Origin of the sequence: Pseudonocardia sp. NPDC046786, assembly GCF_040645415.1 — a bacterium.
Classification (GTDB): Bacteria; Actinomycetota; Actinomycetes; order Mycobacteriales; family Pseudonocardiaceae; genus Pseudonocardia; species Pseudonocardia kongjuensis.
Genome location: NZ_JBEYYF010000004.1, coordinates 55,776 through 81,683, shown reverse-complemented (window position 1 = coordinate 81,683; position 25,908 = coordinate 55,776). Strand labels below are relative to the sequence as shown.

Annotated in this window: 27 protein-coding genes; 6 read left to right on the top strand and 21 right to left on the bottom strand. The window is 75.7% G+C overall.

Going from position 1 to position 25,908, the window contains the following annotated elements; translation table 11 throughout:
- Positions 1–13: 13 nt before the first annotated feature.
- The 8 genes from ABZ881_RS06070 to ABZ881_RS06035 all read right to left on the bottom strand — a co-directional run bounded on the left by ABZ881_RS06070 (position 14) and on the right by ABZ881_RS06035 (position 6,108).
- Positions 14–1,171, bottom strand: a complete 1,158-nt coding sequence (locus tag ABZ881_RS06070; RefSeq protein ID WP_358482220.1) for a hypothetical protein — start codon at positions 1,169–1,171, stop codon at positions 14–16.
- On the bottom strand, positions 1,171–1,488 hold the full coding sequence (locus ABZ881_RS06065) for a PadR family transcriptional regulator (RefSeq protein WP_358482218.1): 318 nt from the start codon (positions 1,486–1,488) through the stop codon (positions 1,171–1,173). The genes ABZ881_RS06070 and ABZ881_RS06065 overlap by 1 nt, the downstream gene beginning before the upstream one ends.
- A gap of 216 nt (positions 1,489–1,704) precedes the next feature.
- Entirely contained in the window at positions 1,705–2,598 is an 894-nt protein-coding gene (gene mutM / locus ABZ881_RS06060; RefSeq protein WP_358482217.1) for a bifunctional DNA-formamidopyrimidine glycosylase/DNA-(apurinic or apyrimidinic site) lyase, read from the bottom strand.
- A gap of 9 nt (positions 2,599–2,607) precedes the next feature.
- Positions 2,608–3,378 (bottom strand): ribonuclease III, encoded by a 771-nt coding sequence (rnc, locus tag ABZ881_RS06055; RefSeq protein WP_344028497.1) that lies wholly within the window; start codon positions 3,376–3,378, stop codon positions 2,608–2,610.
- Between the two features lie 10 nt (positions 3,379–3,388).
- The gene (gene rpmF / locus ABZ881_RS06050) at positions 3,389–3,571 is read right to left on the bottom strand and encodes a 50S ribosomal protein L32 (protein WP_085912377.1); all 183 of its coding nucleotides are present in this window, start codon (positions 3,569–3,571) and stop codon (positions 3,389–3,391) included.
- A 71-nt stretch (positions 3,572–3,642) separates the two neighbouring features.
- Complete coding sequence (locus tag ABZ881_RS06045; RefSeq protein WP_344028491.1) at positions 3,643–4,230, bottom strand: YceD family protein; 588 nt, start codon at positions 4,228–4,230, stop codon at positions 3,643–3,645.
- Between the two features lie 36 nt (positions 4,231–4,266).
- The gene (locus ABZ881_RS06040; RefSeq protein ID WP_358482214.1) at positions 4,267–5,283 is read right to left on the bottom strand and encodes a MinD/ParA family protein; all 1,017 of its coding nucleotides are present in this window, start codon (positions 5,281–5,283) and stop codon (positions 4,267–4,269) included.
- A 45-nt stretch (positions 5,284–5,328) separates the two neighbouring features.
- Positions 5,329–6,108, bottom strand: a complete 780-nt coding sequence (locus ABZ881_RS06035; protein WP_358482213.1) for a helix-turn-helix domain-containing protein — start codon at positions 6,106–6,108, stop codon at positions 5,329–5,331.
- A 65-nt stretch (positions 6,109–6,173) separates the two neighbouring features.
- On the opposite strand from ABZ881_RS06035, the gene ABZ881_RS06030 reads away from it, so the two are divergent.
- Positions 6,174–6,674 carry a VOC family protein gene (locus ABZ881_RS06030; protein ID WP_358482211.1) on the top strand — a complete coding sequence of 167 codons (501 nt, stop codon included), beginning with the start codon at positions 6,174–6,176 and terminating at the stop codon, positions 6,672–6,674.
- Positions 6,675–6,695: 21 nt separating this feature from the next.
- On the opposite strand, the gene ABZ881_RS06025 is transcribed toward ABZ881_RS06030, so the two are convergent.
- The 8 genes from ABZ881_RS06025 to ABZ881_RS05990 form a co-directional block, all read right to left on the bottom strand.
- Complete coding sequence (locus ABZ881_RS06025; RefSeq protein WP_358482554.1) at positions 6,696–7,463, bottom strand: DivIVA domain-containing protein; 768 nt, start codon at positions 7,461–7,463, stop codon at positions 6,696–6,698.
- A gap of 109 nt (positions 7,464–7,572) precedes the next feature.
- Positions 7,573–8,058: a pantetheine-phosphate adenylyltransferase gene (gene coaD, locus ABZ881_RS06020; RefSeq protein WP_344028479.1), complete on the bottom strand. Its 486-nt coding sequence runs from the start codon at positions 8,056–8,058 to the stop codon at positions 7,573–7,575.
- A 29-nt stretch (positions 8,059–8,087) separates the two neighbouring features.
- Positions 8,088–8,822, bottom strand: coding sequence for a GntR family transcriptional regulator (locus ABZ881_RS06015; protein ID WP_344028476.1), 735 nt, complete (start codon positions 8,820–8,822; stop codon positions 8,088–8,090).
- Between the two features lie 67 nt (positions 8,823–8,889).
- The gene (locus tag ABZ881_RS06010) at positions 8,890–9,678 is read right to left on the bottom strand and encodes a glucosamine-6-phosphate deaminase (RefSeq protein ID WP_358482208.1); all 789 of its coding nucleotides are present in this window, start codon (positions 9,676–9,678) and stop codon (positions 8,890–8,892) included.
- Positions 9,679–9,680: 2 nt separating this feature from the next.
- A complete protein-coding gene (locus ABZ881_RS06005; RefSeq protein WP_358482206.1) occupies positions 9,681–10,937 on the bottom strand; it encodes an amidohydrolase family protein in 1,257 nt (418 codons plus the stop codon).
- On the bottom strand, positions 10,937–12,619 hold the full coding sequence (locus ABZ881_RS06000; RefSeq protein ID WP_358482204.1) for a putative PEP-binding protein: 1,683 nt from the start codon (positions 12,617–12,619) through the stop codon (positions 10,937–10,939). The genes ABZ881_RS06005 and ABZ881_RS06000 overlap by 1 nt, the downstream gene beginning before the upstream one ends.
- Positions 12,616–12,882, bottom strand: a complete 267-nt coding sequence (locus ABZ881_RS05995; RefSeq protein ID WP_344028464.1) for an HPr family phosphocarrier protein — start codon at positions 12,880–12,882, stop codon at positions 12,616–12,618. The genes ABZ881_RS06000 and ABZ881_RS05995 overlap by 4 nt, the downstream gene beginning before the upstream one ends.
- Positions 12,883–12,906: 24 nt before the next feature.
- Entirely contained in the window at positions 12,907–14,214 is a 1,308-nt protein-coding gene (locus ABZ881_RS05990; protein WP_358482201.1) for a PTS transporter subunit EIIC, read from the bottom strand.
- A 157-nt stretch (positions 14,215–14,371) separates the two neighbouring features.
- Between ABZ881_RS05990 and ABZ881_RS05985 the strand changes: the two genes are divergently transcribed.
- From ABZ881_RS05985 to ABZ881_RS05975, 3 genes are read left to right on the top strand one after another with little or no spacing between them, the layout of a single operon-like run.
- Positions 14,372–14,602, top strand: coding sequence for a PTS glucose/sucrose transporter subunit IIB (locus ABZ881_RS05985; RefSeq protein WP_344028458.1), 231 nt, complete (start codon positions 14,372–14,374; stop codon positions 14,600–14,602).
- Entirely contained in the window at positions 14,599–15,057 is a 459-nt protein-coding gene (locus tag ABZ881_RS05980) for a PTS glucose transporter subunit IIA (protein ID WP_358482199.1), read from the top strand. Before ABZ881_RS05985 ends, ABZ881_RS05980 begins: the two co-directional genes overlap by 4 nt.
- Entirely contained in the window at positions 15,054–15,692 is a 639-nt protein-coding gene (locus tag ABZ881_RS05975; protein WP_358482197.1) for an HAD-IA family hydrolase, read from the top strand. The genes ABZ881_RS05980 and ABZ881_RS05975 overlap by 4 nt, the downstream gene beginning before the upstream one ends.
- On the opposite strand, the gene rsmD is transcribed toward ABZ881_RS05975, so the two are convergent.
- Positions 15,677–16,234, bottom strand: a complete 558-nt coding sequence (rsmD, locus tag ABZ881_RS05970; protein WP_358482195.1) for a 16S rRNA (guanine(966)-N(2))-methyltransferase RsmD — start codon at positions 16,232–16,234, stop codon at positions 15,677–15,679. The genes ABZ881_RS05975 and rsmD overlap by 16 nt on opposite strands.
- Positions 16,235–16,256: 22 nt before the next feature.
- The gene (locus tag ABZ881_RS05965) at positions 16,257–19,643 is read right to left on the bottom strand and encodes a pyruvate carboxylase (RefSeq protein WP_358482192.1); all 3,387 of its coding nucleotides are present in this window, start codon (positions 19,641–19,643) and stop codon (positions 16,257–16,259) included.
- A 186-nt stretch (positions 19,644–19,829) separates the two neighbouring features.
- On the opposite strand from ABZ881_RS05965, the gene ABZ881_RS05960 reads away from it, so the two are divergent.
- On the top strand, positions 19,830–20,675 hold the full coding sequence (locus tag ABZ881_RS05960; protein ID WP_358482191.1) for a hypothetical protein: 846 nt from the start codon (positions 19,830–19,832) through the stop codon (positions 20,673–20,675).
- Here the strand turns inward: ABZ881_RS05960 and recG are convergent, their stop codons facing one another.
- Together recG and ABZ881_RS05950 are read right to left on the bottom strand one after the other, a co-directional pair.
- Entirely contained in the window at positions 20,676–22,850 is a 2,175-nt protein-coding gene (gene recG, locus ABZ881_RS05955) for an ATP-dependent DNA helicase RecG (RefSeq protein WP_358482190.1), read from the bottom strand.
- Entirely contained in the window at positions 22,851–24,776 is a 1,926-nt protein-coding gene (locus ABZ881_RS05950; RefSeq protein ID WP_358482188.1) for a DAK2 domain-containing protein, read from the bottom strand.
- 182 nt (positions 24,777–24,958) lie between these two features.
- On the opposite strand from ABZ881_RS05950, the gene rpmB reads away from it, so the two are divergent.
- The gene (rpmB, locus tag ABZ881_RS05945; protein WP_186358563.1) at positions 24,959–25,150 is read left to right on the top strand and encodes a 50S ribosomal protein L28; all 192 of its coding nucleotides are present in this window, start codon (positions 24,959–24,961) and stop codon (positions 25,148–25,150) included.
- 80 nt (positions 25,151–25,230) lie between these two features.
- On the opposite strand, the gene ABZ881_RS05940 is transcribed toward rpmB, so the two are convergent.
- Positions 25,231–25,833, bottom strand: a complete 603-nt coding sequence (locus ABZ881_RS05940; protein WP_344025058.1) for a DUF1707 domain-containing protein — start codon at positions 25,831–25,833, stop codon at positions 25,231–25,233.
- Positions 25,834–25,908: the final 75 nt, after the last annotated feature.

Here is a 25,908-nt window from a genome sequence, read left to right as displayed (position 1 = left end):
CGGTCCCCGCCCGTCAACCGGTGGGACCCGGCTCCGGTGCCGCTGGCGCGGGCGCACCGCCCGGGATCGTGACGATCAGCGGTTCCGGCGGGGTGGCCACGCACTCGCCGGTGTCCGGATCGGGCGTGCGGTCGCCCCGCGGGTACGGGCCCGGCTCCGCCGGCAACCCGCCGCCGGGCCGCTCGGCCGGGATGCAGCCGACGGCCTGCACGGCCAGCGGGCGGCCCTCCTGGTCGAACAGGTACACCCCGGACAGCGGGTTGCCCTGCGCGTCGAACGGGCGGACGTCGGTGACCGGCTCCCCGTCCCGGAGCAGGCCGGGCTGCACCCAGGACGCCTGGCCGTCGTCCCACGGCGGCGACGCGAGCGAGTGCACCGCGCCCAGCAGCACCCCGGCGGCGAACGCGTTCAGCGGCACGACCGCCCACAGCAGCCGCCGGTCGGCCCGGGTGCGGGCGCCCAGCGCGAACGACAGCGGGATCGCGACCAGTCCGAGCACCGCGCCGGTCACCAGCGCGGTCGGGCCCTGCCCGGCGAACAGGTAGGCGAGCGTGCCGCCCGCGAGCACCGCGCGCAGCACCCACCAGCCGGGTTGCAGCCCGGCGAGCAGGACCGGGACGTCGATCCGGCCGCCCCGGCCCGCCGGTTCCGGTGCGGAGCCCGCGCCCTCCGGTCCGGGCCGCAGGCCGCGGTTCAGCGCGGACACCGAACCCAGGGCCGCGACCGAGGGCAGCCGCGGGCCGTCACCGAGCACCGGCAGCAGCCCGATCAGCGCCACCACCAGCCCGACGATCAGCCCCAGCACACCGGACGGGACCACCAGCCCGCCGACGACGGCGATCAGGACGCCCACCACCAGCGCCGTCACCGCGAACCGGGCCGACCAACGGCCCCGGTGCGCCGGGGACCGCTCCGGTGCGGTGCCGAACCCGGCCGCGGCCCGCAGCTCGGCCGCGTACGCCGCGGGGGTCCCGAGCCGCTCGTGCACCGCGTCCCGGTCGTAACCCTCGCCGAGCTCCGCGGCGAGCTCCGCGAGATGCCCGCGGGCGTCCTCGACGATCTCCTCGACCTCGCCGGGCGGCAGATCGGCCAGGGCGGACCGCAGGCCGTCCAGGTAGGCGGCGGTGGTCCCGTCGGGGATCCGCGTCGTCGGGTCGTCCGTCTCGGCCATCACGCGCCCACCAGCCCGTCCATCGTGGTGGCGAACGCCCGCCACCGGTCCGTCGTCTCCCGCAGCCGTTCCCGGCCCGGCTCGTTGATCGCGTAGTACTTGCGGTGCGGCCCCTCCTCGCTCGGCACGACGTAGGACGTGAGCAGCCCGGCCCCGTAGAGCCGGCGCAGCGTGCCGTAGACCGAGGCGTCGCCGACCTCGGTGAGGCCGGCGCCGCGCAACGCGCGCACGACCTCGTAGCCGTAGCCGTCGGCCCGTTCGAGCACGGCCAGGACCGCGAGATCGAGTACGCCCTTCAACAGCTGGCTGGTGTCCATCGCCCCCCTTCCTTCCGCACGGAGAGTACTATGTTATCCGCAGTAGCGTGGAGCGCGTTGCACCCGGGGCACCCCCAACCCGGGCCCGCACCCCTTCTGTCGCGAATCGCACCCCCAGCGGGTTCGCGCACCCGGTGGAGCAGGTGCGGGGACGTGCTGGGGGTGCGGCATCGGAGCAGAGGGTGCGGCGCGGTCCGCACCGGTGGCGGCCCGCCGTCAGGGGGTGCGGCGCGGCCGCGGCGTGGGCTGGCAGCGCGGGCAGGTGAAGGACGACCGGTTCATGAAGTGGTCCCGCCGGATCGGCGTGCCGCACCGGCGACAGGCCCGGTCGGTCCGGCCGTAGACGTTCAGCGAACGGTCGAAGTACCCCGACGCCCCGTTGACGTTGACGTAGAGCGCGTCGAACGACGTCCCGCCCTGGGCGAGCGCCTCGGTCATCACGGTCGTCGCGGCGTCGAGCACGGAGTGGCCCTGGGCGCGGGTCAGCCGGTCGGTCGGCCGGGCCCCGTGCAGCCGGGCCCGCCAGAGGGCCTCGTCGGCGTAGATGTTACCGATCCCGGAGACCACGGTCTGGTCCAGCAGCGCCCGCTTGACCTCGGTCCGGCGCCGGCGCAGCGCAGCGACGGCGTCGGCCGCGGAGAACGCCGGGTCCATCGGGTCGCGGGCGATGTGCGCGACCGGTTCCGGAACGAGCCCGCCACCCGGCGCCGGCCGCAACGGGTGCACGGACAGCCCGCCGAACGTGCGCTGGTCGACGAACCGCAGCTCGGGGCCGTCGTCGTCGAACCGGATCCGCACCCGCAGGTGCTTCTCGTCCGGCCGCCCGGGATCGGCGACCAGCATCTGCCCGCTCATCCCGAGATGCGCGAGCAGCGCCCCGTCCCCCGGGGCGCCGGGTCCGCCCGTGTCCAGCTCCAGCCAGAGGTACTTCCCGCGCCGGGCGGCGGCGCGCAGGGTGCGCCCGCCCAGCCGGCCGGTGAAGTCGTCCGGGCCGGTCGGGTGCCTGCGGACCGCCCGCGGGTGCAGGACCTCGACGCCGGCGATCCGGCGGTCCAGCACGTGATCGGCCAGTCCGCGCCGGACGACCTCGACCTCGGGCAGCTCGGGCACGGCGCGCGGTCAGAGCGTCGAGCCGGAGCTCTGCTCCGCCGACAGCGCCCGCCAGGCGAGCTCGGCCGCCTTCTGCTCGGCTTCCTTCTTCGTGCGCCCGGCGCCGGTCCCGAGGTCCCGCCCGGCGACGACGGCCGTCGCGGTGAACACCTTCAGGTGGTCCGGGCCCTCCTCGTCGATCCGGTACTCGGGCACGCCGTGCCCTCCGGCCGCGGTCAGCTCCTGCAGGCTGGTCTTCCAGTCCAGACCGGCGCCGAGCAGCGGTGCGCTGCGCAGCAGGTCGTCGAACAGTCGGTGGATCAGCTCCCGGGAGGGCTCCAGTCCGTGCTGGATGTAGACGGCGCCGAGCAGTGCCTCGGTGGCGTCGGCCAGGATGCTGGCCTTCGTCCGGCCGCCGGTCAGCTCCTCGCCGCGGCCCAGGAACAGGTACGCGCCGAGCCCCAGCCGGGTGCCGTCGATACCGGTGCGCCCGTCCGGGGCGGGCAGTGCGGCCGCGACGCCGGCCAGCGCGTGCATGTTGACGACGCTGGCCCGCAGCTTCGCGAGCTGCCCCTCCGGCAGGTCCGGGTGGTCCCGGTAGAGCCGCTCGGTGATCACGATGGACAGCACCGAGTCTCCGAGGAACTCCAGGCGCTCGTTGGTCGGCAGCCCACCGTGCTCGTAGGCGTACGACCGGTGCGTGAGCGCGAGGACCAGCAGCTCCTCGTCCAGCTCCACGCCGAGCGCGGACAGCAGAGGAGACCGGTCCGTCGCCGGACCGGTCACGCTCTTCTCGCCCACCTCAGGCGGGTCAGGCCGGACGGGTGACCTGCCGGCCGTCGTACTGACCGCAGGTCGGGCAGGCGATGTGCTGCAGCTTCGGCTCCCGGCACGCGCGGTTCGAGCAGGCGACCAGGTTCGGTGCAGTGGCCTTCCACTGCGACCGGCGAGCCCGCGTGTTGGACCGCGACATCCGGCGCTTGGGGACGGCCATGATGACACTCCTCGGTTCTGAGACGTTCAGTCTGTCTGCTCACCGGGATCCGGCCCGCGAGGGGCACCGGCTCACTCGGTGGAGGGCAGGCGCTCACGGAGCGCCGCCCAACGAGGATCCAGTGTCTCATGCCCGTGATCGGGCGCGAGATCGGCCCACCGCTCGCCGCAGCCCTCGCACAGCCCGGGGCAGTCGGGCCTGCACAGCGGCGCCATCGGCAGGTCGGTGACCAGCGCGTCCCGCACGGTCTGGGTGAGATCGATCCGCTCGTCGACCAGCCGCGGGATCTCGTCGGCGTCGGTGGTCTCCTCGGTGACCGAGGCCGGGTAGGCGAACAGCTCGCCGAAGGCGACCACGACGTCGTCGGACAGCGGGTCCAGGCAGCGCGAGCACTCGCCCTCCAGCCGGGCCGATGCCGTCCCCGAGGCGTAGACGCCCTCGGTGACCGACTCCAGCGACACGTCGAGATCGACGTCCGATCCGTCCGGGACGGCGATCACCCCGACCAGCCCGATCGCCTCGTCACCCGAGGGCGCGGGGACCGTCCGCGTGACGGTGCGTTGTGTCCCGGGGCGGCGGGCCAGCTCGCGGGTGCTGACCACCCACGGGTCGTCGTCGGGACGGGCGGGCCTGGATCGGGGGGTGCGCTGCGTGCTCATGTCCCGGACCAGGGTACGCCGCCGCGGCGGACGATCTCAGCGCACCCGCGCGTCGAACGCGTCCGCGACCAGCGCACCCAGCTCCAGGAACGCCGCCGCGGTCGCCGGGCGCAGCCGGGCCGGGTCGATCCGCCCGCCGGTGGCCAGGTGCGGGTCGTGCGGCACCTGCACCACCCCGCGGGCGCGGCCGGCGAAGTGCTCGACGATCCGGCCGGTGTCCACCTCGGCGCTCTGCCGGTCGCACGACAGCACGACGACGGCGTCCCGGGCCAGCGCCTGGTGGCCGTGCGCGGTCAGCCAGTCCAGCGTCCGCCCGGCGCGCCCGGCGCCGTCGACGGTCGGCGCGCCGACCACCACCACGGAGTCGGCGCGGGCCAGCGTGCCCTCCATCGCCGAGTGCACCAGACCGGTCCCGGAGTCGGTGACGATGACGTTGAAGTAGCGGCCGAGCAGGTCGCAGACCCGCTCGTACTCGTCGCGGCGGAAGGCCTCGCCGGACGCCGGGTCCTGCTCCGAGGACAACACCTGCAGCCGTCCGGCGAGGCTGGTGTAGCGGGAGACGTCGGTCCAGGTGGTGACGCCGTCGAGATCGTCGAGCAGGTCCCGGACGGTGACCCGCGGGTCGCCGGTGAGCCGGTCGGCCAGGGTGCCGGCGTCCGGATTGGCGTCCAGCACGACGGCCCGGTCGCCGCGGTGCTCGGCCAGGGTGAGTCCGAGGCAGGCGGCGACGGTCGTCTTGCCGACGCCGCCCTTCACCGACATCACCGCGACCCGGTGCGATCCGGGCAGCGGGCCCCGGACCCGGGCGAGCAGCGCGGCCCGGTGCAGCTCGGCCTCACCGGGGCCGGGGCTCAGCCGGCCGCCGGTGAGGTCGTGCAGGGCGCGCCGCCAGCCGGTGCCCGGCCGTTCGACGCGCGGGCGCAGCACGTCGGCCTCGTCCAGCACCGGGGCTGCGGCCTGCGGGAGGGGGCGGGATGTCACGGGCGGTCCTTCCAGCCGGTGCCCGTAGCGCTCCCACCAGGTCGTCGGATCGGGCTCGGGCCGGCGTGCCATGCACGGAGAGTAGTACGACGGCGTTGTCCCGCGGAACGTTTCCGATCATCGTCCGGCGCGGGCCGCGCGCCGGGTCGCGCCCGGCGTCTCCCCCGCCACGGCGCGGTAGCGGCGGGTGAAGTGCGCCTGGTCGGCGTAGCCGAGGTCGGCGGCCAGCACGGCCAGGTCGGTGTCCGGGTCGAGCCGCAGCGCGGCGGCCGCGTGCTGCAGCCTGCGGCACTCGATCAGCCACAGCGGGGTCAGCCCGACGTGCCCGCGGATCAGCCGCTCCAGGGTGCGGGGGGCGATCCCGAGCTCGTCGGCGAGCTGGTCGGCGCGGACGACGTCGGCTCGTTCCTCGGCGAGCGCGCAGGCCCGGTTCACCAGCCGGCCCGCGTCGCCGACCCGGGCGGCGGCCGGTGCGAGCCAGTCGCGCAACACCGCAGCGACCGACCGGTCCGGATCGGTCGCGTCGTGCACGGCGGCGGTCAGCGCCGCGACCGGCGCGCCGGGGAACGGCTCGGACGAGCCGCGGAGCGCGGCGGGCGGGGTCGCGGTGAGCAGCGGCGTCGCGGCCGGCCGCAGCAGCACCGCCGCCACCCAGGACCGGCCGGTCAGCTCGCGGACATCGACCACCGTCCGCGGCCCGTACAGGTAGGCCCCGGCCGGTTCGGTGACCAGGTTGAACGCCGGGTACTGCAGCACCCGCTGCGGCCGGGTGGCGCCGTCGGGCACGTCCCACCGGGCGACCCAGGCCCACCGGACGAGCTCGTCGAGGCCGATCGGGAACCGGCTCAGCGCGACATCCGGCCCGCCCGGGTTCAGGTGGCCGCGGGACTCGACCACGGCCGCCCTCCCGCCCTGTCGGGAATCTTCAAGAACGCCGGACGGGCCGGGGGCAGGCTCGTCCCATGAGCACCGACACCGTCACCCCCGCCACCGGCGAGCACACCACCGGCGGCCTGCCGCACGTGAGCACCTCGCTGACCCCGCACCTGGTCGCCTCCCCCGCCCGTGAGGCGATCGCACTCTACTGCGCCGCGTTCGGCGCGCGGAGTGTCTCGGTGACCGAGATGGGCGGGCTGGTCGGCCACGCCGAGCTGGAGCTGGCCCGCGGCCGGTTCACCGTCAGCGACCCGATTCCCGACTACGGGCTGACCGCCGCCGCACCCGGCGACCATCCGGTCGGCATGTCGCTGGCCGTGTACGTCACCGACGTCGACGCGGCCGTCCGGGTGATCGCCGACGCCGGCGGCACCGTCCGGGAGGAGCCGGACACCTTCGTCTCCGGGGACCGGTTCGCCTCGGTGGTGGACCCGTACGGGATCCGCTGGGCGGTGCTGTGCCGGGTCGAGGACCTCTCGCCGGAGGAGAGCCAGGCGCGGGTCACGCAGTGGGCGGGCGCGCAGTGACCGGGGGGCCGGGCGCACCGGTCAGTCGATGAGGTCCATCCCGGTGCCGGTCCGGCCGTTGTGCGGGTAGCCGCCGGGGCCCCCGTCGGGCCCGTAGCCGTAGCCGCCGCCCTGGCCGCGCCAGAGCTGGCTGCGGCCGCGCCCGACGACGCCGAGCGCGTTGTTGAGGGTGGTCTCCAGCTCGCCGAGGGTGGTGTCGACGTACTCGTCGCACTCCCGGCGGAGCCGGTCGGACTCGGCGTGAGCGGCGTCGACGATCCGGCCGGACTCGGCGTGCGCGGCCCGGACGACCTCGGTCTGGGCGACCAGCCGGGCCTGCTCGTTCCGGCCGTCGGCGAGCAGCCGGTCGTGCGCGGCGCGACCGGCGTGGGTCATCCGCTCGGCCTCGTCGCGGGCCCGGTCGGTCAGCTCGGCGTACTGCCTGCGGCCCTCGGCGACGGCGCGCTCGGCCTCGTGCCGTGCCTCGGCGAGGGTGCGGGACGCCTCCTCCTGGGCCTCCGACACCAGCCGCTCGGCCTCGGTGCGCGCGTTCTGCAGCGTCTCCTCGGCCTCGGAGCTCGCCGCGGACCTGGTCTCCTCGGCCTCCCGCTCCGCCTCGGACACCACCTCGTCCCGGCGGTCGAGGACGTCCTGCGCGTCGTCCATCTCGCCCGGGATCGCCTCGCGGACGTCGTCGAGCAGCTCCAGCACGTCGCCGCGCGGGACCACGCAGTTCGACGTCATCGGGACGCTGCGAGCGTCCTCGACGATCGTCACCAGCGCGTCCAGCGACTCGAAGACCCGGTACACGCGGGGGATCATCGCACCGGCCACCGGCACGGCGCGTTATTACCCGCGACTCGCGCGTGTCAAGTTCCGGAAGGGTGACCCCCACACAGATGAACGCGAAGCGTCCGGCTCAACCCTGCAACCGCTCGACCAGCCGCTCGTGCACGCTCGGCGGCAGGAACGCCGTGACGTCGCCGCCACCGCGCGCGACCTCCTTGACGAGCGAGCTGGAGACGTACACCTGGCCGGGCGCGCCGGGCAGGAACAGCGTCTCGACGCCGGTGAGGTGCCGGTTCATGTGCGCCATCGGCAGCTCGTAGTCGTAGTCGGTGGCCCCGCGCAGGCCCTTCACCATCGCCTGGGCGCCGCGCTCCCGGCAGTAGTCGACGACCAGCCCGGAGAACGCCTCGACCCGGACCTGCGGCAGGTCCGCGGTGATCTCGGTGAGCATCTGCACCCGCTCGTCGATCTCGAACATGCCCTGCTTGCGCGGGTTCACCAGGATCGCGACGAACACCTCGTCGAACAGTGCTGCGGTGCGTGCGATCACGTCCAGGTGGCCGACCGTCGGCGGGTCGTAGGAACCGGGGCACACCGCGCGGCGCACGTCGGGCATGCGACGGAACCTATCAGCCGCTGATCACCTCAGGTCCACTCCCGGTCCAGGGACATGTGCAGCTCGTAGCGGTCGCCGCGGTAGCGGGAGACGGTGTACTCGACGGGCCGGTCGCCCGACGACGCCGTCCGGTCGAACACCAGGATCGGCTCCCGGGGCGCGATCCCGAGCAGCACGGCCGACGCCTCGTCGGCCTCCCGGGCGGCGACGCTCTGCTCGGCCCGGTCGATCGGCAGCTCGTAGTGCTCCAGCAGGATCCCGTAGATGGAGCCGCTGAGGTCGTGCCGGTCCAGCCCGGGGGCCAGCTCGGCGTTGTACCAGGCGTCGTCGATGGACATCGGGACGCCGTCGGCGACCCGCAGCCTGCGCACCCGGTAGCAGCGCTGGTCGGGTCCCAGGTTCAGCGCCTTCGCCGCGTCCGCCGACGGCGGGACGTGGGACACCTCGAGCACCACGGTGGTCGGGGTCAGCCCGAGCCGGCGCATGTCGTCGTGGAACGACGCCAGGTGCAGTCGCGAGCGCGCGGTGCGGGCGGCGACGTAGGTGCCCTTGCCGCGGACCCGGGTGAGCAGGCCGTCGCGTTCGAGCTGCCCGACGGCGGCCCGCACGGTGACCCGGCTGACCCCGTGGTCGAGGCACAGCCTGCGCTCGCTCGGGAACGGATCGCCGGGGGCGAAGTCGCGGGCGATCGCGTCGGCGAGCAGGGTGCGGAGCTGCTCGTGCTTGGGCACGACCCCGTCACCGATCCGGACTGCCCGCGTCATCGACCGTCCCCTCCCCGCACCGTCCCGGGCCCGCCCCGGCGGCCGGTCGCTCCGGCCCGTCCCGGGCTCAACGGTAGCCGCGGACCGGGGTGCCCGTACCGCACATCCTGCCGGACCGGCCGGGTCCGAGACCGGCCGCGGCGGCCGGGTCGAGGACCACCGTGCAACGCGGGTGGTCGCGCAGCAGCGAGGCGGGCACCGCGCTGCCGACCGGCCCGTGCACCGCGGCCGCGACCGCCGGGGCCTTCTCCGGGCCGGTCGCGACCAGCACCAGGTGCGCCGCCCGGCCGATCGTGCCGATCCCCTGGGTGAGCACGCGGTGCGGCACGTCCTGCGGGCGGTCGAAGAACCGGGCGTTGTCGGCCCGGGTGCGCCCGGTCAGCGTGACCACCCGGGTCGTCGAGCCGGGTGGTGAGCCGGGCTCGTTGAACCCGACGTGGCCGTTCCGGCCGATCCCGAGGATCTGCACGTCGATCGGGCCGGCGTCGAGCAGCAGCCGCTCGTAGCGGGCGGCCGCCACGGCCGGGTCGTCGGCGGTGCCGTCCGGGGCGTGCACGGCCGCCGGGTCGATGTCGAGATGGTCGGTGAGCTCGCGCCGGATCACCTGCCGGTAGGACTGGGGATGGTCGCGGGGCAGGCCGAGGTACTCGTCGAGCAGGAACGCGCGGGCGCCGCGGAACGACAGCCCCTCGCGCCGGTGCCTGCGGATCAGCTCGGCGTAGGCCGGCAGCGGCGAGCTGCCGGTGGCCAGGCCCAGGTTCACCGGTCCGCCCGCCGCGCCGGTCACGGCGTCGGCGACGGCGTCGGCCACCGCCGCACCGCAGGCGGCGGGATCGGGCAGGACGACGACGTGCACGGTCACACCTCTCGGTTCGGGATCGGGCCGGACCGGCCGGTGACGGTCGCCCCGCACCGCAGGACCTCGGCCGGGCGCAGTGCGGGATCGGTGACGAGCACGTCCGCCCGGTGCCCGGCGGCCAGCGAGCCGATCTCGTGGTCGAGCCCGAGCAGCCGGGCCGGGGTACGGGTCGCCGCGATGACGGCGGCCGCGAGCGGCACCCCGCTGCCGGTCACCGTGCTGCGCAGCACGTCGATCATCCGGGCGGTGCCGCCGGCGATCGCCCGGCCGCCGGTGCCGCCGCCCGCGGCCGCCAGCCGGGCCACCCGGTCGGCGACCCGGACGTCCATCGTGCCGAGCCGGTAGCGGCCGTCCGGCATGCCGGCGGCCGCCATCGCGTCGGTGACCAGGGCGATCCGGTCCGGGCCGACGAGATCGAACACGGCGGACACGGTGTCCGGCGACAGATGGACGCCGTCGGCGATCAGCTCGACCACCAGCTCGCCGCGGGCGGCGGCGGCCAGGCAGGCGGTGACCGGCCCGGGGGCGCGGTGGTGCACCGGGGGCATCGCGTTGAACAGGTGGGTCGCGCTCATCGGGGCGCCACCGGCCCGCCGGATCGCGGCGGCGGTGGCCCGGGCGTCGGCGTCGGTGTGCCCGATGCTGGGCAGCGCCCCGTACCCGGCCAGCACGGCGAGCAGCTCCGGGTAGCGCGGGGTCTCCGGGGCCAGCGTCATCGACGCGACCGTGCCGCCCGCGGTGGCGAGCAGCTTCTCCAGCAGCACCGGGTCGCCGGGGACGATCGCCGCCGGATCGTGCGCGCCGCAGCGGGCCACCGCGAGGAACGGGCCCTCCAGGTGGATCCCGGCCAGCTCCCCGGCGGCGACCAGCGGGCCGAGCAGCTCCAGCCGATCGGCCAGCGTCGCGGCCGGCGCGGACACCAGGCTGGCCAGCATCGTGGTGGTGCCGTGCTCGCGGTGGTGCGCGACGGCCGCCAGTGCGCCCGCGGCGGTGGTGTCCGGGAAGCCGTGCCCGGCCGCGCCGTGACAGTGCACGTCGACCAGGCCGGGCAGCAGCAGCCGGTCGGTCGGCGGGGGCAGCCGGCCGGGCGGGCCGGCCCAGGACGCGGCGGGCACGACGGCGACGATCCGGTCGCCGGTGATCGCGACGACGGTGTCCGGGAGGGTCCGGCCGTCGGTGACGACGGTGCCGCGCAGCAGCCGGTCGGGCACCGCATCGGGCGCCGCCGGGTCCGGTCCGGTCGGTGCGGGCTGCATCAGGTCCGCTCCAGCAGGGCCGCGACGGCCGCGCGGGCCGCCGCCGGGCCGTCGGCGGCGCGGGCCAGGTCGGCGGCGCGACGGCAGGTGTCCCGGTCGTGCCGGGCCAGGGCGGCGGCCACCGCGTCGCGGGCCGCCGGCGCGGTGGACAGGCTGGTCGCGCCCAGCCCGACCAGCACCACCGCGAGCTGCGGATCGGCGGCCGCCTCGCCGCACACACCGACCGGTGTGCCGGTGGCCCGGCCGGCCTCGCCGACCAGGCCGACGAGATCGAGCAGCGCGGGCTGCCACGGGGCGAGCAGCTCGCCGAGCGCCCCGACCGTGCGGTCCGCGGCCATCAGGTACTGGCCCAGGTCGTTGGTGCCGATGCTGACGAAGTCGACGGTCCGGCACAGCTCGCGGGCCCGCAGCGCCGCGGCGGGCACCTCGATCATCGCGCCGGCCCGCAGCGCTCCGGCCGCCCGCGCGAGCTCCGCGAAGCGGGCCGCCTCGGCGGCGGTGGCGATCATCGGCGCCATCACGTCGACGCCGCGCCCGGCCTGCCCGGCGGCCTCGGCGATCGCGGCCAGCTGCTCGGTGAGCAGCTGCGGGTGCCCGGCCGCGGTGCGCAGCCCGCGCACCCCGAGCGCCGGATTGGCCTCCTCCCCCAGCGGCAGGAACGGCAGCGGCTTGTCCGTGCCCGCGTCCAGGGTCCGGACGACGACCCGCCGCGACCCGAACGCGCGCAGGATCCGGAGCAGCTGGTCGCGCTGCTCGGCGCGGGGCGGGGCGGTGCCGCGGTCGAGGTACAGCAGCTCGGTGCGCAGCAGCCCGATGCCCTCCGATCCGCCCGCCGCGGCGTCCAGCGCCTGCCGCTCGGTGCCGACGTTGCTCAGCAGCGGCACCGCGGCGCCGTCCGCGGTGCGGCCCGGGCCGCTCGCCCGCGCGGGCCCGGCGACCGGACGGGCGGCGGCCGCCGCCCGGGCGGCGGCCGGCGGGTCGACCTGCACGGTGCCCGTTCCGCCGTCGAGCAGCACGGTGGCGCCGGCGGCGATCCGGGCGGCGTCCGGGCAGCCCACGACGGCGGGCAGGCCGAGCGCCCTGGCGATGATCGCGGTGTGGCTGGTCGGGCCGCCCTGCTCGGTGAGCAGTGCGACGACGTCGCTGCCGGCCAGCGCGGCGGTGTCGGCCGGGGACAGGTCGGCTGCGGTCAGCACCACCGGGTGCCCGGGCGCCGGGAGCCCCGGTGGCGCGGCCCCGAGCAGCCGGGCGACCGTGCGGTGCCCGACGTCGCGGACGTCGGTGGCGCGCTCGGCGAGGTACCCGCCCAGCCCGGCGAGCCGGGTGCAGAACTCCTCGACGGCGAGGGTGACCGCGTGCGCGGCCGGCGTCCCGGCCCGCACCCGCTGGTGGGCGGCCGCGGCGAGCGTCGGATCGAGCGCGATCGCCGCGGTCGCCTCCAGCACGCCCGCCGCGACCGGGTCCGCGGTCCCGGCGCGCTCCTGCAGGTCGGCGGCGGCCGCACCCAGCGCGTCGTCGATCCGGGCGCACTCGGTCCGGGCGTCGGCCCCGGCCGGGTCGGCAGCCGAGGTGACCGGCGGTGCGGCGAGCCGGGCCAGCGGCGCGCAGGCGGTCCCGGGACTCACCCCGCGCCCGGTCAGGACGGTCCCGGCGGCACCGGCCGGGTGCATGGCAGTCGTCACGCGTCGAGGTCCGACTCGAGCAGCCCGACCAGCCCGGCCAGCGCGGCCTCGGCACCGTCGCCGTCGGCGGCCAGCACCACCTCGTCGCCGTGCCCGACGCCGAGGGTGAGCACGTTCAGCACGCTGCGGGCGTCGACCGGGTCCCCGCCGCGCACGGCGATGGTCACCGGCACGCCGGTGGCGCCGGCGGCCCGGGCGAACAGGGCGGCGGGGCGGGCGTGCAGGCCCACCTGGGACGCGACGACCGCGGTTCGGGTGTGCACGTCGATCTCCTTCCGGTGCGGGGTTCAGGAACGCTCGGGGGCGTCCGGCCTGCCCGGCTCGCCCGGGGCGGCCGGTGCGGCAGGCGCGGCCGGGGTGCCCGGCTCGGTGGTCTCGTCGTCCTCCCGGCCCGGCGTGCGCAGGTTCCAGCGCCGGATCACGAACCGGAACAGCAGGTAGTAGACGACGGCGTAGGCCAGGCCGATCGGGATCAGCCACAGCGGCCGGGTGGACTGACCGAAGTTCAGCACGTAGTCGATCGCCCCGGCGGAGAAGGTGAACCCGCTGTGGATGTCGAGCGCGTTGACCAGGGCCAGCGAGGTGCCGGTGAGCAGGGCGTGGATCAGGTACAGCGGCCAGGCCACGTAGACGAAGGCGTACTCCAGCGGCTCGGTGATCCCGGTGACGAACGAGGTCAGCGCCACCGACACCATGATCCCGCCGACCAGCTTGCGCCGCTCCGGGCGGGCCTCGTGCCAGATCGCCAGCGCGGCGGCGGGCAGCGCGAACATCATGATCGGGAAGAAGCCGGTCATGAACACGCCCGCCGTCGGGTCGCCGGCGAAGAACCGGTTGAGGTCGCCGTGCGCACCCTCGAAGTCGCCGATGATGAACCAGACCACCGAGTTGATGATGTGGTGCAGACCCAGCGGCAGCAGCAGCCGGTTGACCACGCCGAACACGCCGCCGCCGAGCACGGCGTTCGCCGCGACCGCGTCGCCCAGCCCGGTCAGCCCGGCGTTGAAGATCGGGTAGATCAGGCTCAGCAGCGCGGCGACGACCATCATCACGGCGGCGGTGAGGATCGGAACCAGCCGGCGGCCGTTGAAGAAGCCGAGGAAGGTCGGCAGCGTCGTGCGGTGGAAGCGCTGCCAGAGCAGCGCGGCGGTGAGCCCCGCGACGATGCCGCCGAGCACCCCGAAGTTGACGACGGCCTGCTCGCCGTCGGAGTCGACCACCCCGGGCAGGACCATCGGGCTCATCGCGGTGAAGACGCCGTCGAGCACCAGGTATCCGACCAGCGCGGCCAGCGCGGTGGATCCGTCGGCCTTGCGCGCCCAGCCGATCGCGATGCCCAGCGCGAAGATCATCGGGAGGTTGTCGAACAGCGCGCCGCCCGCCGCGGCGAGCACCTCGGCCGGCCGTTCCAGCCCGGGCACGCCGCCGAGCAGGTCGTCCTGACCGAGCCGCAGCAGCAGGCCGGCGGCCGGGAGCACCGCGATCGGCAGCATCAGGCTGCGGCCGAGCCGCTGCAGGCCGGCCAGCACGGCCCGCCGCCGCACCGGTTCGGCCGCCGCGTCCGGGGGTGTCGGTGAAGAGGTCACAGCGCCCATCGCAACGCGCTCCTCGGGTTCGTCTCGGGACCGTCCGGCGTTGTGGCAGCGCCGCTCTCAGCGGTACGGTCTGGTTATAACCAGTGAGAGTGGCGGCAGGCCAGACGACTGTCAAGGGCACTGGTTCCTACCAGTCCCATCCGATGAGGAGCCGAACATGAGCAGAGCCGCCGACATCGTCGCGGGCCTCGGCGGGGCCGCGAACATCACCGACCTGGAACCCTGCATCACCCGGCTGCGGACCGAGGTCGGCGATCCCGCGCTGGTCGACGACGCGGCGCTGCGGGCAGCCGGCGCACACGGCGTCGTCCGCTCCGGGACGGTCGTGCAGGTGGTGGTGGGACCGGACGCCGAGAACCTCTGCGACGACATCCGGGACCTGCTGTGACGGTCGTCGTCGGGGCCCCGGTGGACGGCACCGTGGTCGGCCTGGCGGACCTGCCCGACCAGGTCTTCGCCCAGGAGATGGTCGGCGCGGGCACCGCGGTCGAGCCGCCGCCCGGCGCCGACCGCGCGGTGGTGCTGGCCCCGGTCGCCGGGACCCTGTCGACGCTGCACCCGCACGCGTTCGTCGTCGGGACCCCGGGCGGGACCGCGGTGCTGGTGCACGTCGGCATCGACACCGTCGGCCTGCGCGGCGCGCCGTTCACGCTGCACGCCGCGCGCGGCGACACCGTCGAGCGGGGTGCGCCGGTGCTGACCGTGGACCTGGCCGCCGTCCGGGCCGCGGGCTGCGCCGTGACCTGCCCGGTGGTGGTGCTCGACGCGCCCGCCGGATCGGTCCGCGCGGCCGCCGGGGAGCCGGTCCGGGCCGGAGCCGAGCTGTTCGTCTGGGCGCCGTGACCGCCCCGGTCGTGTTCGACCTGGACGGCACGCTGGTGCTCAGCGAGCACGTGCACCGGCGGACCTGGTTCCGGTTCTTCGACGAGTGGGACGCCCGGATCGACGAGGGCACCTACCGGAACCGGTTCGTCGGCCGGCGCGCGGCCGACGTGCTGCCCGAGGTCGACGGCCCGTGGCGGGGCACCCCGGTCGAGGAGCTCGGCCGCAGGCTCGCCGAGCTCGCGACCGGGCTCGCCGACGAGGTCCGGCCGGTCCCGGGCGCCGTTGCTCTGCTCACCTCACTGGCCGGGCGCGGGCACCGGCTCGCGGTGGTGACCAGCGCACGCCGGGACTACGCCGAACGGGTCCTCGACCGGGTCCTCGGCGCCGCGCCGCTGGTCGAGTTCGTGGTGACCGCCGGCGACGTGACCCGCGGCAAGCCGGACCCGCAGGGCTACCTCGGCGCCTGCACGCGGCTGGCCGCCGATCCGGCGGACTGCTGGGGCTTCGAGGACTCGCCGTCCGGGGTGGCCGCGCTGGCCGCGGCCGGGTTCGGCACGATCGTCGGGGTGTGCAGCACCGCGCCCGCCGCGGACCTGCTCGCCGCCGGCGCCCACCGGACCGTGCCTGACCTGCGGGATCAGCCGCCGGTGTAGCGGGCCCGGTGCAGCACGGTGTCCCCGTAGCGCCGGGACCGCCCCGGTTCCAGGCCGTCCGGCCAGCCGAACTCCCCGGACGCCTTCGCCCGCTCCACCACCACCGTCGCGCCGGGCGCCAGCCAGCCGTTGCCGGCCGCGGCGGTGAGCCAGCAGGCGATCTCGGCGTCGTCGACGGCGTAGGGCGGGTCGACCAGCACCACGTCGAACGCCCGCGGGGCCGGTGCGCCGAGAGCCGTGCCCGCCGCGGCGGCGATCACCCGGCCGCCGAGCCCGACGGCGGCGAGATTGCGCCGGAGCACCCCGGCGGCGCGCCGGTCGGACTCGACGAACACGGCGTCGGCGGCGCCCCGGGACAGCGCCTCCAGGCCGAGTGCGCCGGACCCGGCGCACACGTCGAGCACGGCGGCGCCGTCCATCCCGGGATCGTGGTCCAGCGCGGAGAACAGCGCCTCCCGGACCCGGTCCGAGGTGGGCCGGGTGCCGGACGCGGGCACGGCGAGCCTGCGCCCGCCGGCCCGGCCCGCGATCAGCCTCGTCATCCCCCCATGATCCCCGGCCGGGTCACTCCAGCTCCACCAGCAGGTCCCCGCCCTCGACCTGGGTGACCTCGCCGATCGCGAGCCGCCTGACGGTCCCGGCGGTGTGCGCGGTGATCGACGCCTCCATCTTCATCGCCTCGATGGTGGCGACGGTCTGCCCGGCGTCGACCCGGTCGCCCTCGCCGACCTGCAGCGTGACCACCCCGGCGAACGGCGCGGCGACGTGGCGGTCGTTGCCCTTCTCCGCCTTCTCCGCCGCCTTGACCTCGGTGGCGACCGACTCGTCGCGCACCGCGACCGGGCGGATCTGCCCGTTCAGGGTGGTCAGCAGGGTGCGGTAACCGCGCGCGTCGGGCTCGGAGATCGCCTCCAGCTCGATCAGCAGGGTGACGCCCGGCTCCAGCTCCACGGTGTGCTCGAGGTCCTCCTCCAGCCCGTAGAAGAAGTCCTTCGAGCTGAGCACCGAGGTGTTGCCGAACTGCTCGCGGTGCGCGTCGAACTCCTTGGTCGGCCCGGGGAACAGCAGGCTGTTCAGCGTCCGGCGGCGGTTGTCACGCAGTCCGCGGCGGTCGGCGATGGTCAGGTCGGCCTTGGCCGCCTCCGGGCTGCGGCCCTCCAGCGCGCGGGTCCGGAACGGCTCCGGCCAGCCGCCGGGGGGCTCCCCCAGCTCACCGCGCAGGAACCCGATCACCGAGTCCGGCACGTCGAACGACGACGGGTCCTTCTCGAAGTCCGCAGGCTCCACCCCGGCGCCGACCAGGTGCAGCGCCAGGTCGCCGACGACCTTCGACGACGGCGTCACCTTCACCAGCCTGCCCAGCATCCGGTCGGCGGCGGCGTAGCAGTCCTCGATCAGCTCGAACCGGTCGCCCAGGCCGAGCGCGATCGCCTGCTGACGCAGGTTGGACAGCTGGCCGCCGGGGATCTCGTGGTGGTAGACCCGCCCGGTCGGCGAGGCCAGCCCGGACTCGAACGGCGCGTAGACCTTGCGCACCGCCTCCCAGTACGGCTCCATGTCGCCGACCGCGGCCAGCGACAGCCCGGTCGCCCGGCCGGTGTGGTCGGTCGCCGCGACCAGCGCCGACAGCGACGGCTGGCTGGTGGTGCCCGCCATCGAGGCCACGGCGCCGTCGACGGCATCCACCCCGGCGTCGATCGCGGCGACCAGCGTCGCCAGCTGACCGCCCGCGGTGTCGTGGGTGTGCAGGTGCACCGGCAGATCGAAGCGGTCGCGCAACGCCGTCACCAGGGTGCGGGCGGCGGGCGGGCGCAGCAGCCCGGCCATGTCCTTGATCGCCAGCACGTGCGCGCCGGCGTCGACGATCTGCTCGGCGAGGCGCAGGTAGTAGTCGAGGGTGTAGAGCTCCTCGGCCGGGTCGGACAGGTCCGCGGTGTAGCAGAGCGCCACCTCGGCCAGCGCCGTCCCGGTGGCGCGGACGGCGTCGATGGCCGGCCGCATCTGGGAGACGTCGTTGAGCGCGTCGAAGATCCGGAAGATGTCCATCCCGGTCTCGGCGGCCTCGGCGACGAACGCGTCGGTCACCTCGGTCGGGTACGGCGTGTAGCCGACGGTGTTGCGCCCGCGCAGCAGCATCTGGGTGCAGATGTTCGGCGCGGCGGCCTTGACGGCGGCCAGCCGCTCCCACGGGTCCTCGGCCAGGAACCGCAGCGCGACGTCGTAGGTCGCGCCGCCCCAGCACTCCAGCGACAGCAGCTCCGGCATCGTGCGCGCCACGTACGGGGCGACGGCGAGCAGATCGCGGGTCCGCACCCGGGTGGCGAGCAGCGACTGGTGGGCGTCCCGGAACGTCGTGTCGGTGACGGCGACGGCGGTCTGCTCGCGCAACCGCCGGGCGAAGCCCTCCGGGCCCAGCGAGCGCAGCAGCTGCGCCGAACCGTCCGGGGCCGGCGCGTCCAGCACCGACGGGTCCAGCTGCGGCAGCTTCTCGACCGGCTCGACGACGACCGGGCGGGGGCCGTTCGGCTGGTTCACCGTGACGTCGCCCAGGTACTGCAGGATCCGCGAGCCGCGGTCGGCCGAGGGCCGCGCCCGCAGCAGGTGCGGGCGTTCCTCGATGAAGCTGGTGGTGACCCGGCCCTCCCGGAAGTCCGGGTCGTCGAGCACCGCGGCGAGGAACGGCAGGTTGGTCGCGACGCCGCGGATCCGGAACTCGGCGATCGCCCGCCGCGCCCGGCGGGCCGCGTTGGCGAAGTCGTGGCCGTGGCAGGTCAGCTTGACCAGCATCGAGTCGAAGTGCGCCGAGACCTCGGCGCCGACGTGCACGGTGCCGCCGTCGAGCCGCACCCCGGGCCCGCCCGGCGAGCGGTACACCGAGATCGTCCCGACGTCGGGCCGGAACTCGTTGGCCGGGTCCTCGGTGGTGATCCGGGTCTGCATCGCGGCCCCGGTGAGCGTGATGTGGTCCTGGGTGAGCCGCAGCTCGGGCAGCGTCATCCCGGAGGCGATCCGCAGCTGGGCGATCACCAGGTCGCGGTCGGTGACCTGCTCGGTCACCGTGTGCTCGACCTGGATCCGCGGGTTCATCTCGATGAAGTGATGCTGTCCGCGCTCGTCGAGCAGGAACTCCACGGTGCCCGCGTTGACGTAGCCGATCTGCCGGGCGAAGTTGACCGCGTCGGCGCAGATCCGGTCCCGCAGCTCCGGGTCGAGGTTCGGTGCCGGGGCGATCTCGACGACCTTCTGGTGCCTGCGCTGCACCGAGCAGTCCCGCTCGAACAGGTGCACGACGTTGCCGTCGGCGTCGGCGAGGATCTGCACCTCGATGTGCCGCGGGTTCACCACGGCCTGCTCCAGGAACACCGTCGGGTCGCCGAACGCGGACTCGGCCTCGCGCATCGCCGCCTCGATGGCCTCGCGCAGCGCGGACGGCTCCTGGACCCGGCGCATGCCGCGCCCGCCACCACCGGCGACGGCCTTGACGAACACCGGGAAGTCGATGCCCTCGGCGGCCGCGACCAGCTCGTCGACGTCCGACGACGGATCGGACGACTCCAGCACCGGCACGCCGGCCTCGCGGGCCGCGGCGACCGCGCGGAACTTGTTGCCGGTCAGGTGCAGCACGTCGGTCGGCGGGCCGACGAAGGTGATCCCGGCGTCGGCGCAGGCCCTGGCCAGGTCGGGGTTCTCCGACATGAAGCCGTAGCCGGGGTAGACGGCGTCGGCGCCGGCCTTCCGCGCGGCCCGGATGACCTCGTCGACCGACAGGTAGGCGCGCACGGGGTGACCGGGCTCGCCGATCTGGTACGACTCGTCCGCCTTCGCCCGGTGCAACGAGTTGCGGTCCTCGTACGGGAAGACGGCGACGGTCGCGACACCCAGCTCGAACGCCGCCCGGAAGGCCCGGATCGCGATCTCACCACGGTTGGCCACCAGCACCTTGCGGAACATCGATCCCCTCACTTCTCCTCGTGCGCCCGGCGGCGCGGTGTTCCCGGACACCGGGCGCGTGATCCTGACACGTGGAACGTGCCGCCGACCACCGCGGGGAACCACCTGGTGGAACCCCGCCGGTCCGTCCGGCGGCCACCCGTCCGGCCCGCACCGCAACCGCGCCCGTTCCGGTACCAAGAAGGGATGACACGCAGCACGCACCGCGGTCACGGCCGCCCCGTCCGGTGGAGCGGCGGCGGCCGGGCGGCCCTGCACGGCCACCGGCCGGGGCTGCGGCCGCACCGCGGTGGACGGCCCGCCCGGCCGCTCGCGCGGGTGGCGGCCGGATCCGGTGTGGTGATCCTCGCGGGAACGGCGGTGGTGGTCGTGGGAGTGGTGGTCGCGGTGCTCGCCCAGCTGCTGCTGGTGCTGCTCGTCGGGATGATGGCGATCGGCGTGCACCGCGCGCTGCGGAGCGCGGCCCGGCACCGGGCCGATCCGCGGCCGCACCCGCCGCACCCGACGCGCCCGCAGCCCACCGGCGCCGCGGTCACCGCCGAGCAGGCGTGGCGGCGCGCCCGCGCCGACCACCAGCGGCTCCGCGCGGAGTTCCTGGAGCACGAGACCGACCCGATGGCGGTGCTCCGCCGCCCGGCACTGTCCGACGTCACGGTGCCCAGCACCGCCCGGTTCGTCGACGCGTTCGCCGCGGCGCAGGCGCTCGACACCGACGGCTACCCCGGCGAGCCGTACGGCGCCCGCTACCGGCGCGCCGTCGAGGCGGCCCGGCGCGCCTGGCGGGCCGCCGTCGACGCGGCCGACCGGATCCGGCTCTCCGGGCTCTCCGCCGAGGAGCGGCGCACCGTGGAGCGGGTGGTCAAGCTGCTGACCACGGCCCGCGACTCCGACTCCGAGCCGGAGCGGCTCGCCGCCTACGCGCGGGCCCGCAGCGAGCTGGGCCGGCTCGACCGGGCAGGGATCGTGCACCTGCCCGCCCCGGCCAGGGCCCATCTCGACGCCCGCGCCCGCGGCGAGCTGCCCGGGGCCTGATCAGGCCTTGTCGAGGTAGGCGGCGCGCTCCTCGTCGCCCAGGGTCTCCCCCACCAGCGCCCGCAGCCGCGGATGCCCGAGCAGGCCGGGATCGCGCCCGACCAGGTCCTGGGCGTAGACCTGGGCCTTCGCGATGACCTCCTCGTGCCGCAGCAGCGACAGCAGCTTCAGCCCGGACCGCGACCCGGACTGGCTGGCGCCCAGCACGTCACCCTCCCGGCGCAGCTCCAGGTCGAGCCGGGCCAGCTCGAACCCGTCGGTGGTTCCGGCGACGGCGTCCAGCCGCTCCCGGGAGGTGGTGGCGGCCGGCATCTCGGTGACCAGCAGGCACAGCCCGGGGGCGGTGCCCCGGCCGACCCGGCCGCGCAGCTGGTGCAGCTGGGACAGGCCGAACCGGTCGGCGTCGAGCAGCACGATGCCGGTCGCGTTCGGCACGTCGACGCCGACCTCGATCACCGTCGTCGCGACCAGCACGTCGAGCTCGGCGCGCTCGAAGGAGCGCATCACCGCGTCCTTCTCGTCGGGCGGGAGCTTGCCGTGCAGGATCCCGACCCGCAGCCCGGCGAGCTTCTCGGTGATCATCGGCGCGATGTCGAGGACGGCCAGCGGCGGCCGCCGCTCGGACTCGCCCTCCTCCGGCGGCGGCTCGTCGAGCTCCGGATCGGCCTTGTCGACGTCGCCGACCCGCGGGCACACCACGTAGCACTGGTGCCCGGCGTCGACCTCCTCGCGGATCCGCTGCCAGACCCGCTCGATCCACTGCGGGTGCTCGGCCAGCGGGACGACGGTCGTCGCCACCGGGGACCGGCCGCGCGGCATCCCCTTCAGCTCGGACACCGACAGGTCCCCGTAGACGGTCATCGCGACCGTGCGCGGGATCGGCGTGGCCGTCATCACCAGCATGTGCGGGGCGCGCTCGCCGCGGGCGCGCAGCGCGTCGCGCTGCTCGACGCCGAACCGGTGCTGCTCGTCGACGACGACCAGGCCGAGATCGGCGAACCCGACGGCATCCTGGATCAGGGCGTGCGTGCCGACGACGATCCCGGCCGCGCCGGACTGCGCGTCCAGCAGGGCCTGCCGCTTGGCCCTCGTGCTCATCGACCCGGTGAGCAGCGTGACGGCGGTGGCGTTCTCGGCGGCGTCCAGCTCGCCGCCACGGCCGAGCGGCCCGAGCATCGCGCGCAGCGAGCGGGCGTGCTGGGCGGCCAGCACCTCGGTCGGGGCGAGCATCGCGGCCTGCGCGCCCGCGTCGACCACCTGCAGCATCGCCCGGAGCGCGACGATCGTCTTTCCGGCGCCGACGTCGCCCTGCACCAGCCGGTTCATCGGGTGCTCGCCGGCGAGATCGGCGGCGATCTCCTCGCCGACCGCGAGCTGGCCGTCGGTCAGCGGGAACGGCAGGTCGGCGTCGAACGCGTCGAGCAGGCCACCCGCGGTGCGCGGGCAGGCCGGGGCGGGGCGGCCCACCGCGTCCTGCCGGCGCAGCGCCAGCGCCAGCTGCACGCCGAGCGCCTCGTCCCACACCAGCCGGTGCCGGGCGGCGTGGATGTCGGCCTCGGACTCCGGCACGTGGATCCGGCGCAGTGCGCGGCCCAGCTCGGGCAGCTTCTCCCGGCGGCGCAGCTCCTCGGGCAGCGGATCGGTCGGGTCGTCGATCTGCTCCAGGGTCTGCCGGATGGACCGGGCGATCTCCTGCGAGGTGACCTTGGAGTTCGCCGGGTACACCGACAGGAACGGGCGCAGCGCATCCGTCTCGTCGAGCGCCTCGAACTGCGGGTGGGTCAGCTGCAGGCGCTGGTTGAACACCCCGACCTTGCCGGAGAACACCGCGCGCACGCCCGGCTTGATGAACTGGCGGACCTTGTAGGGGCTGAAGAAGGTGCAGTCGAGCTGGCCGCCCTTCTCGTCCCGGATGACGACCTGCAACATCTGCCCGTTGCGCCGGCGCATGTCGCGCAGCGTCGCCTTCTCCACCTGCGCGATCAGGGTGGCGTGCTCGCCGGCGACCAGCCCGGCGATGTCGGTCAGCCTGCCCCGGTCGACGTGCCGGCGCGGGTAGTGCCGCAGCAGGTCGCCGACGGTCTCCAGGCCGAGCGGGGCCAGCGCGTCGGCGGCCTTCCGCCCCAGCGGCCCGGTCAGCCTGCTGTCCAGGTCGAAGGCCTGCACGCCCTCCATCTACTCCACCCCCAACACCAGCGGGAAGTCGTGCTGGTCGCCGCGGTGCACCAGCACGTCCACCTCCGGATGGGTGCGGCGCAGGTCCTCGGCGAGCCGCTCGCCCAGCGCGTCGTCGGCCGCCGAGCCGAGCAGCACGGTCACCAGTTCCCCACCCGGTGTGAGCATGCGATGAGCCAACCACAGGGCCCCGACAGCGAGATCGGGGGCGATCAGCACCACCTCGCCGTCGGAGATGCCGAGCACCTCCCCCGGCCGGCACGGCCCGGCCCAGGTCAGTGCCTCCGCCTCGGCGATCTGCAGGCCGCCGGTGCGCGTCCCGGCGGCGGCCTCCGCCATCCCGACGACGTCCTCGGCCGCCCGGCGGTCCGGATCGTGCACGGCCAGCGCGGCCAGGCCCTGCAGCACCGACACCGTCGGGACGACGACGGCGTCGATCCCCTCCGCCCGGACCTGCTCGACCGCGGTCTCGGCCACGGTCCGCCGGTACGGCGCGCACGGCAGGACGACGACGTGCCCGGCGCCGGTCGCCCGGATCGCGGCGACCACGTCGTCGCGCACCGGATCGGGATCGGCGACCAGGACGTCCCCGCCGGCGGCCCTGGCGAGTCCGCCGGCCCCGGAACTCTCGATCATGAGCAGGACGGCGCGGGCCCGGGTGCGGGTGAGCGCGGGCAGCGCCTCGATCCGGATCGACGACGGCCGCCCCGCCGCCAACCCCGCCTCGACCGCCGCCCCCGGCTCGGTGGTGTGGACGTGCACCAGCCAGCCGCGCCCGCCGTCGCCCGCGATGCCGACCGAGTCGCCCAGCGCGCCGAGCCGGATCCGGAGCGCGGTGAGGGCATCCGGTGCGGGATCGTCGAGCAGGTAGGTGACCTCGTACACCGCCTGCGGGGCCGGTGTGGTGGGGGAGGGGCCGGCTGCCCCGCCGTGGCCCGCGCCCGGTCCGGCGGCCGGGCCCGGCCCGGTCACCGCGCCGGCGTCCGGCGGACCCGGCCGTCCCGTGCGGTCGAACCCCGGGCCGTCGAGCCTCGCCAGGGTGCCCGCCGGGACCGGTTCCGGGGTGCCCCCGGCGGCGGCCACCAGCGCGTCGAGCACCACGACCAGGCCGAGCCCACCCGCGTCGACCACCCCGGCCCGGTCCAGCTCCGCGGGCCGGCCGGCCACCCGGGCCAGCGCCGACCGCGCCGCCCGCGCCGCGACCGCGGCCGCCTCGGCCATCTCGGCCAGTGCCCCCTCGACCGATCCCGCGCTTCCGTCATCCGCACGGGTTCGCTGCGTTCGCACGGGATCCGATCCCGTGCGAACGACAGGATCCCGTGCGAATCGGCCCGAGGCCGCCGACACCGCGGCTACCGTCTCGCCGACCGCCGACGCGGCGGCCTCCAGGACCGTGAGCGCGGTGCCGGGGCGGGGCGCCGACACCGCTCCGGTGGCGAGTGCCGCGGCCCGGCGCAGTGCCCCGGCGAGCAGCTCACCCGCGGTGCGGGCACGGGCCGCGACCCCGGGACCCGGCCCGTCCGCGACATCAGGACCCGGCTCGTCCCGGACACCGGCCGGGGCCGCCCGGTCGAGGTCGGCCGGCCCGGCGCCCGTCGGCCCGGGCCCTGCCCCGCCGGTCCCCTCGGCCGGGGTCGCCGCCAGCTCCTCGGCGAGCCCCCGGAACAGCTGGGACAGGATCAGCCCGGAGTTCCCGCGCGCGCCGCGCACCGCGGCCGCGGCCAGCGCCGCGGCCGCCCGCGCCGGGCCGCCCTCCAGCGGTGCCGACGCCGCCGCCCGCGCGGTGAGCAGCAGGTTCGAGCCGGTGTCGTGGTCGGCGACCGGGAACACGTTGATCCGGTCGATCTCGGCCCGGCCCGCGGTCAGCCGCTCGGCGGCCGCGTCGATCCAGCGGCGCAGCAGCGCGGGGTCGAACGGCGGGGCCACGCCGTCAGCGTAGGTGCGCGGCGGTCCGCCGCCGCCCCTGGGCGGGCCCCCGCGGAGGTCGCGTCGCACGGATGGCTAGACTGGATCGCCGAGCCCCGGTCCGTCCGGGCTCTGCGCACTGTCTCAACCTTGAGATGCTGTCTCTACCTTGCAATGTCTCCAACCTTCGAGGAGTGTTCGACGTGGCTGCCGTCTGCGACGTCTGTGGCAAGGGTCCGGGCTTCGGCATGTCCGTCTCGCACTCGCACCGCCGCACCCACCGCCGCTGGAACCCGAACATCCAGACCGTGCGGGCCGCGATCAACGGGGGCAACCGCCGCCGGATCAACGCCTGCACCTCGTGCCTGAAGGCCGGGAAGGTCGCCCGCGTCTGACGCGTGGTGCCGCGCGAGAACCGATACCCCGGTAGGCCCGGACCCGGCAGGGTCCGGGCCTACCGTCGTTCCGGGGCCGGTCAGCCCAGCACGGCCTTCCACCAGCCCTTGCGTGAGCCGCGGACGGTCAGCGATCCCATCCCGACCTTCCCGCGCACCACGATGTGCGGCCCGGAGCCGCCCGGCGTCGACGGCACCTTCGTCTTGACCTCGCCCCACGAGCCGGAGACGGCGTCGACGTCGGCGCTGCCGCCCTCGGGGAGCACCAGCACGATCTCGCCCATCCCGGTGGAGACCTCGATGTCGATCCGCGGCGGGATCCGCCGCGCCTCGGACAGGTCCAGGTGGATGGTGCCCATGCTGGTGGTCAGCCGCATCGCGGCCGGGACCGGCCAGTCCCCGGTCCGCTTCACCGTCCCGGCGCCGGTCCGCAGGTGCACCCGGTCCGCCCCGTCGACCGGACGCGCGAGCTGCGCCGACCCGGGCGGGACGACGAGGTCCGAGCCGGGCAGGTCGGCCAGCGGCGGGCGCAGCTCGCTCGCGGTGCGCGCGGCGTACACGGCGTCGAGCCGCTCCTCCAGTTCGGTGAGCGTGATCCGGCCCTCGCCGAGCGCGTCGTGCAGCCGTTTGGCGGCGGCCTCGCGGTCGGCGTCGGATATGCGCATCTCCCCCGGATCGGTCACACCGACCAGCCTAATGCCCCCCGGCGCGCGACCCGGCACACCCGTTGACGACGCCGCACACCTGCTGTGCGGGGT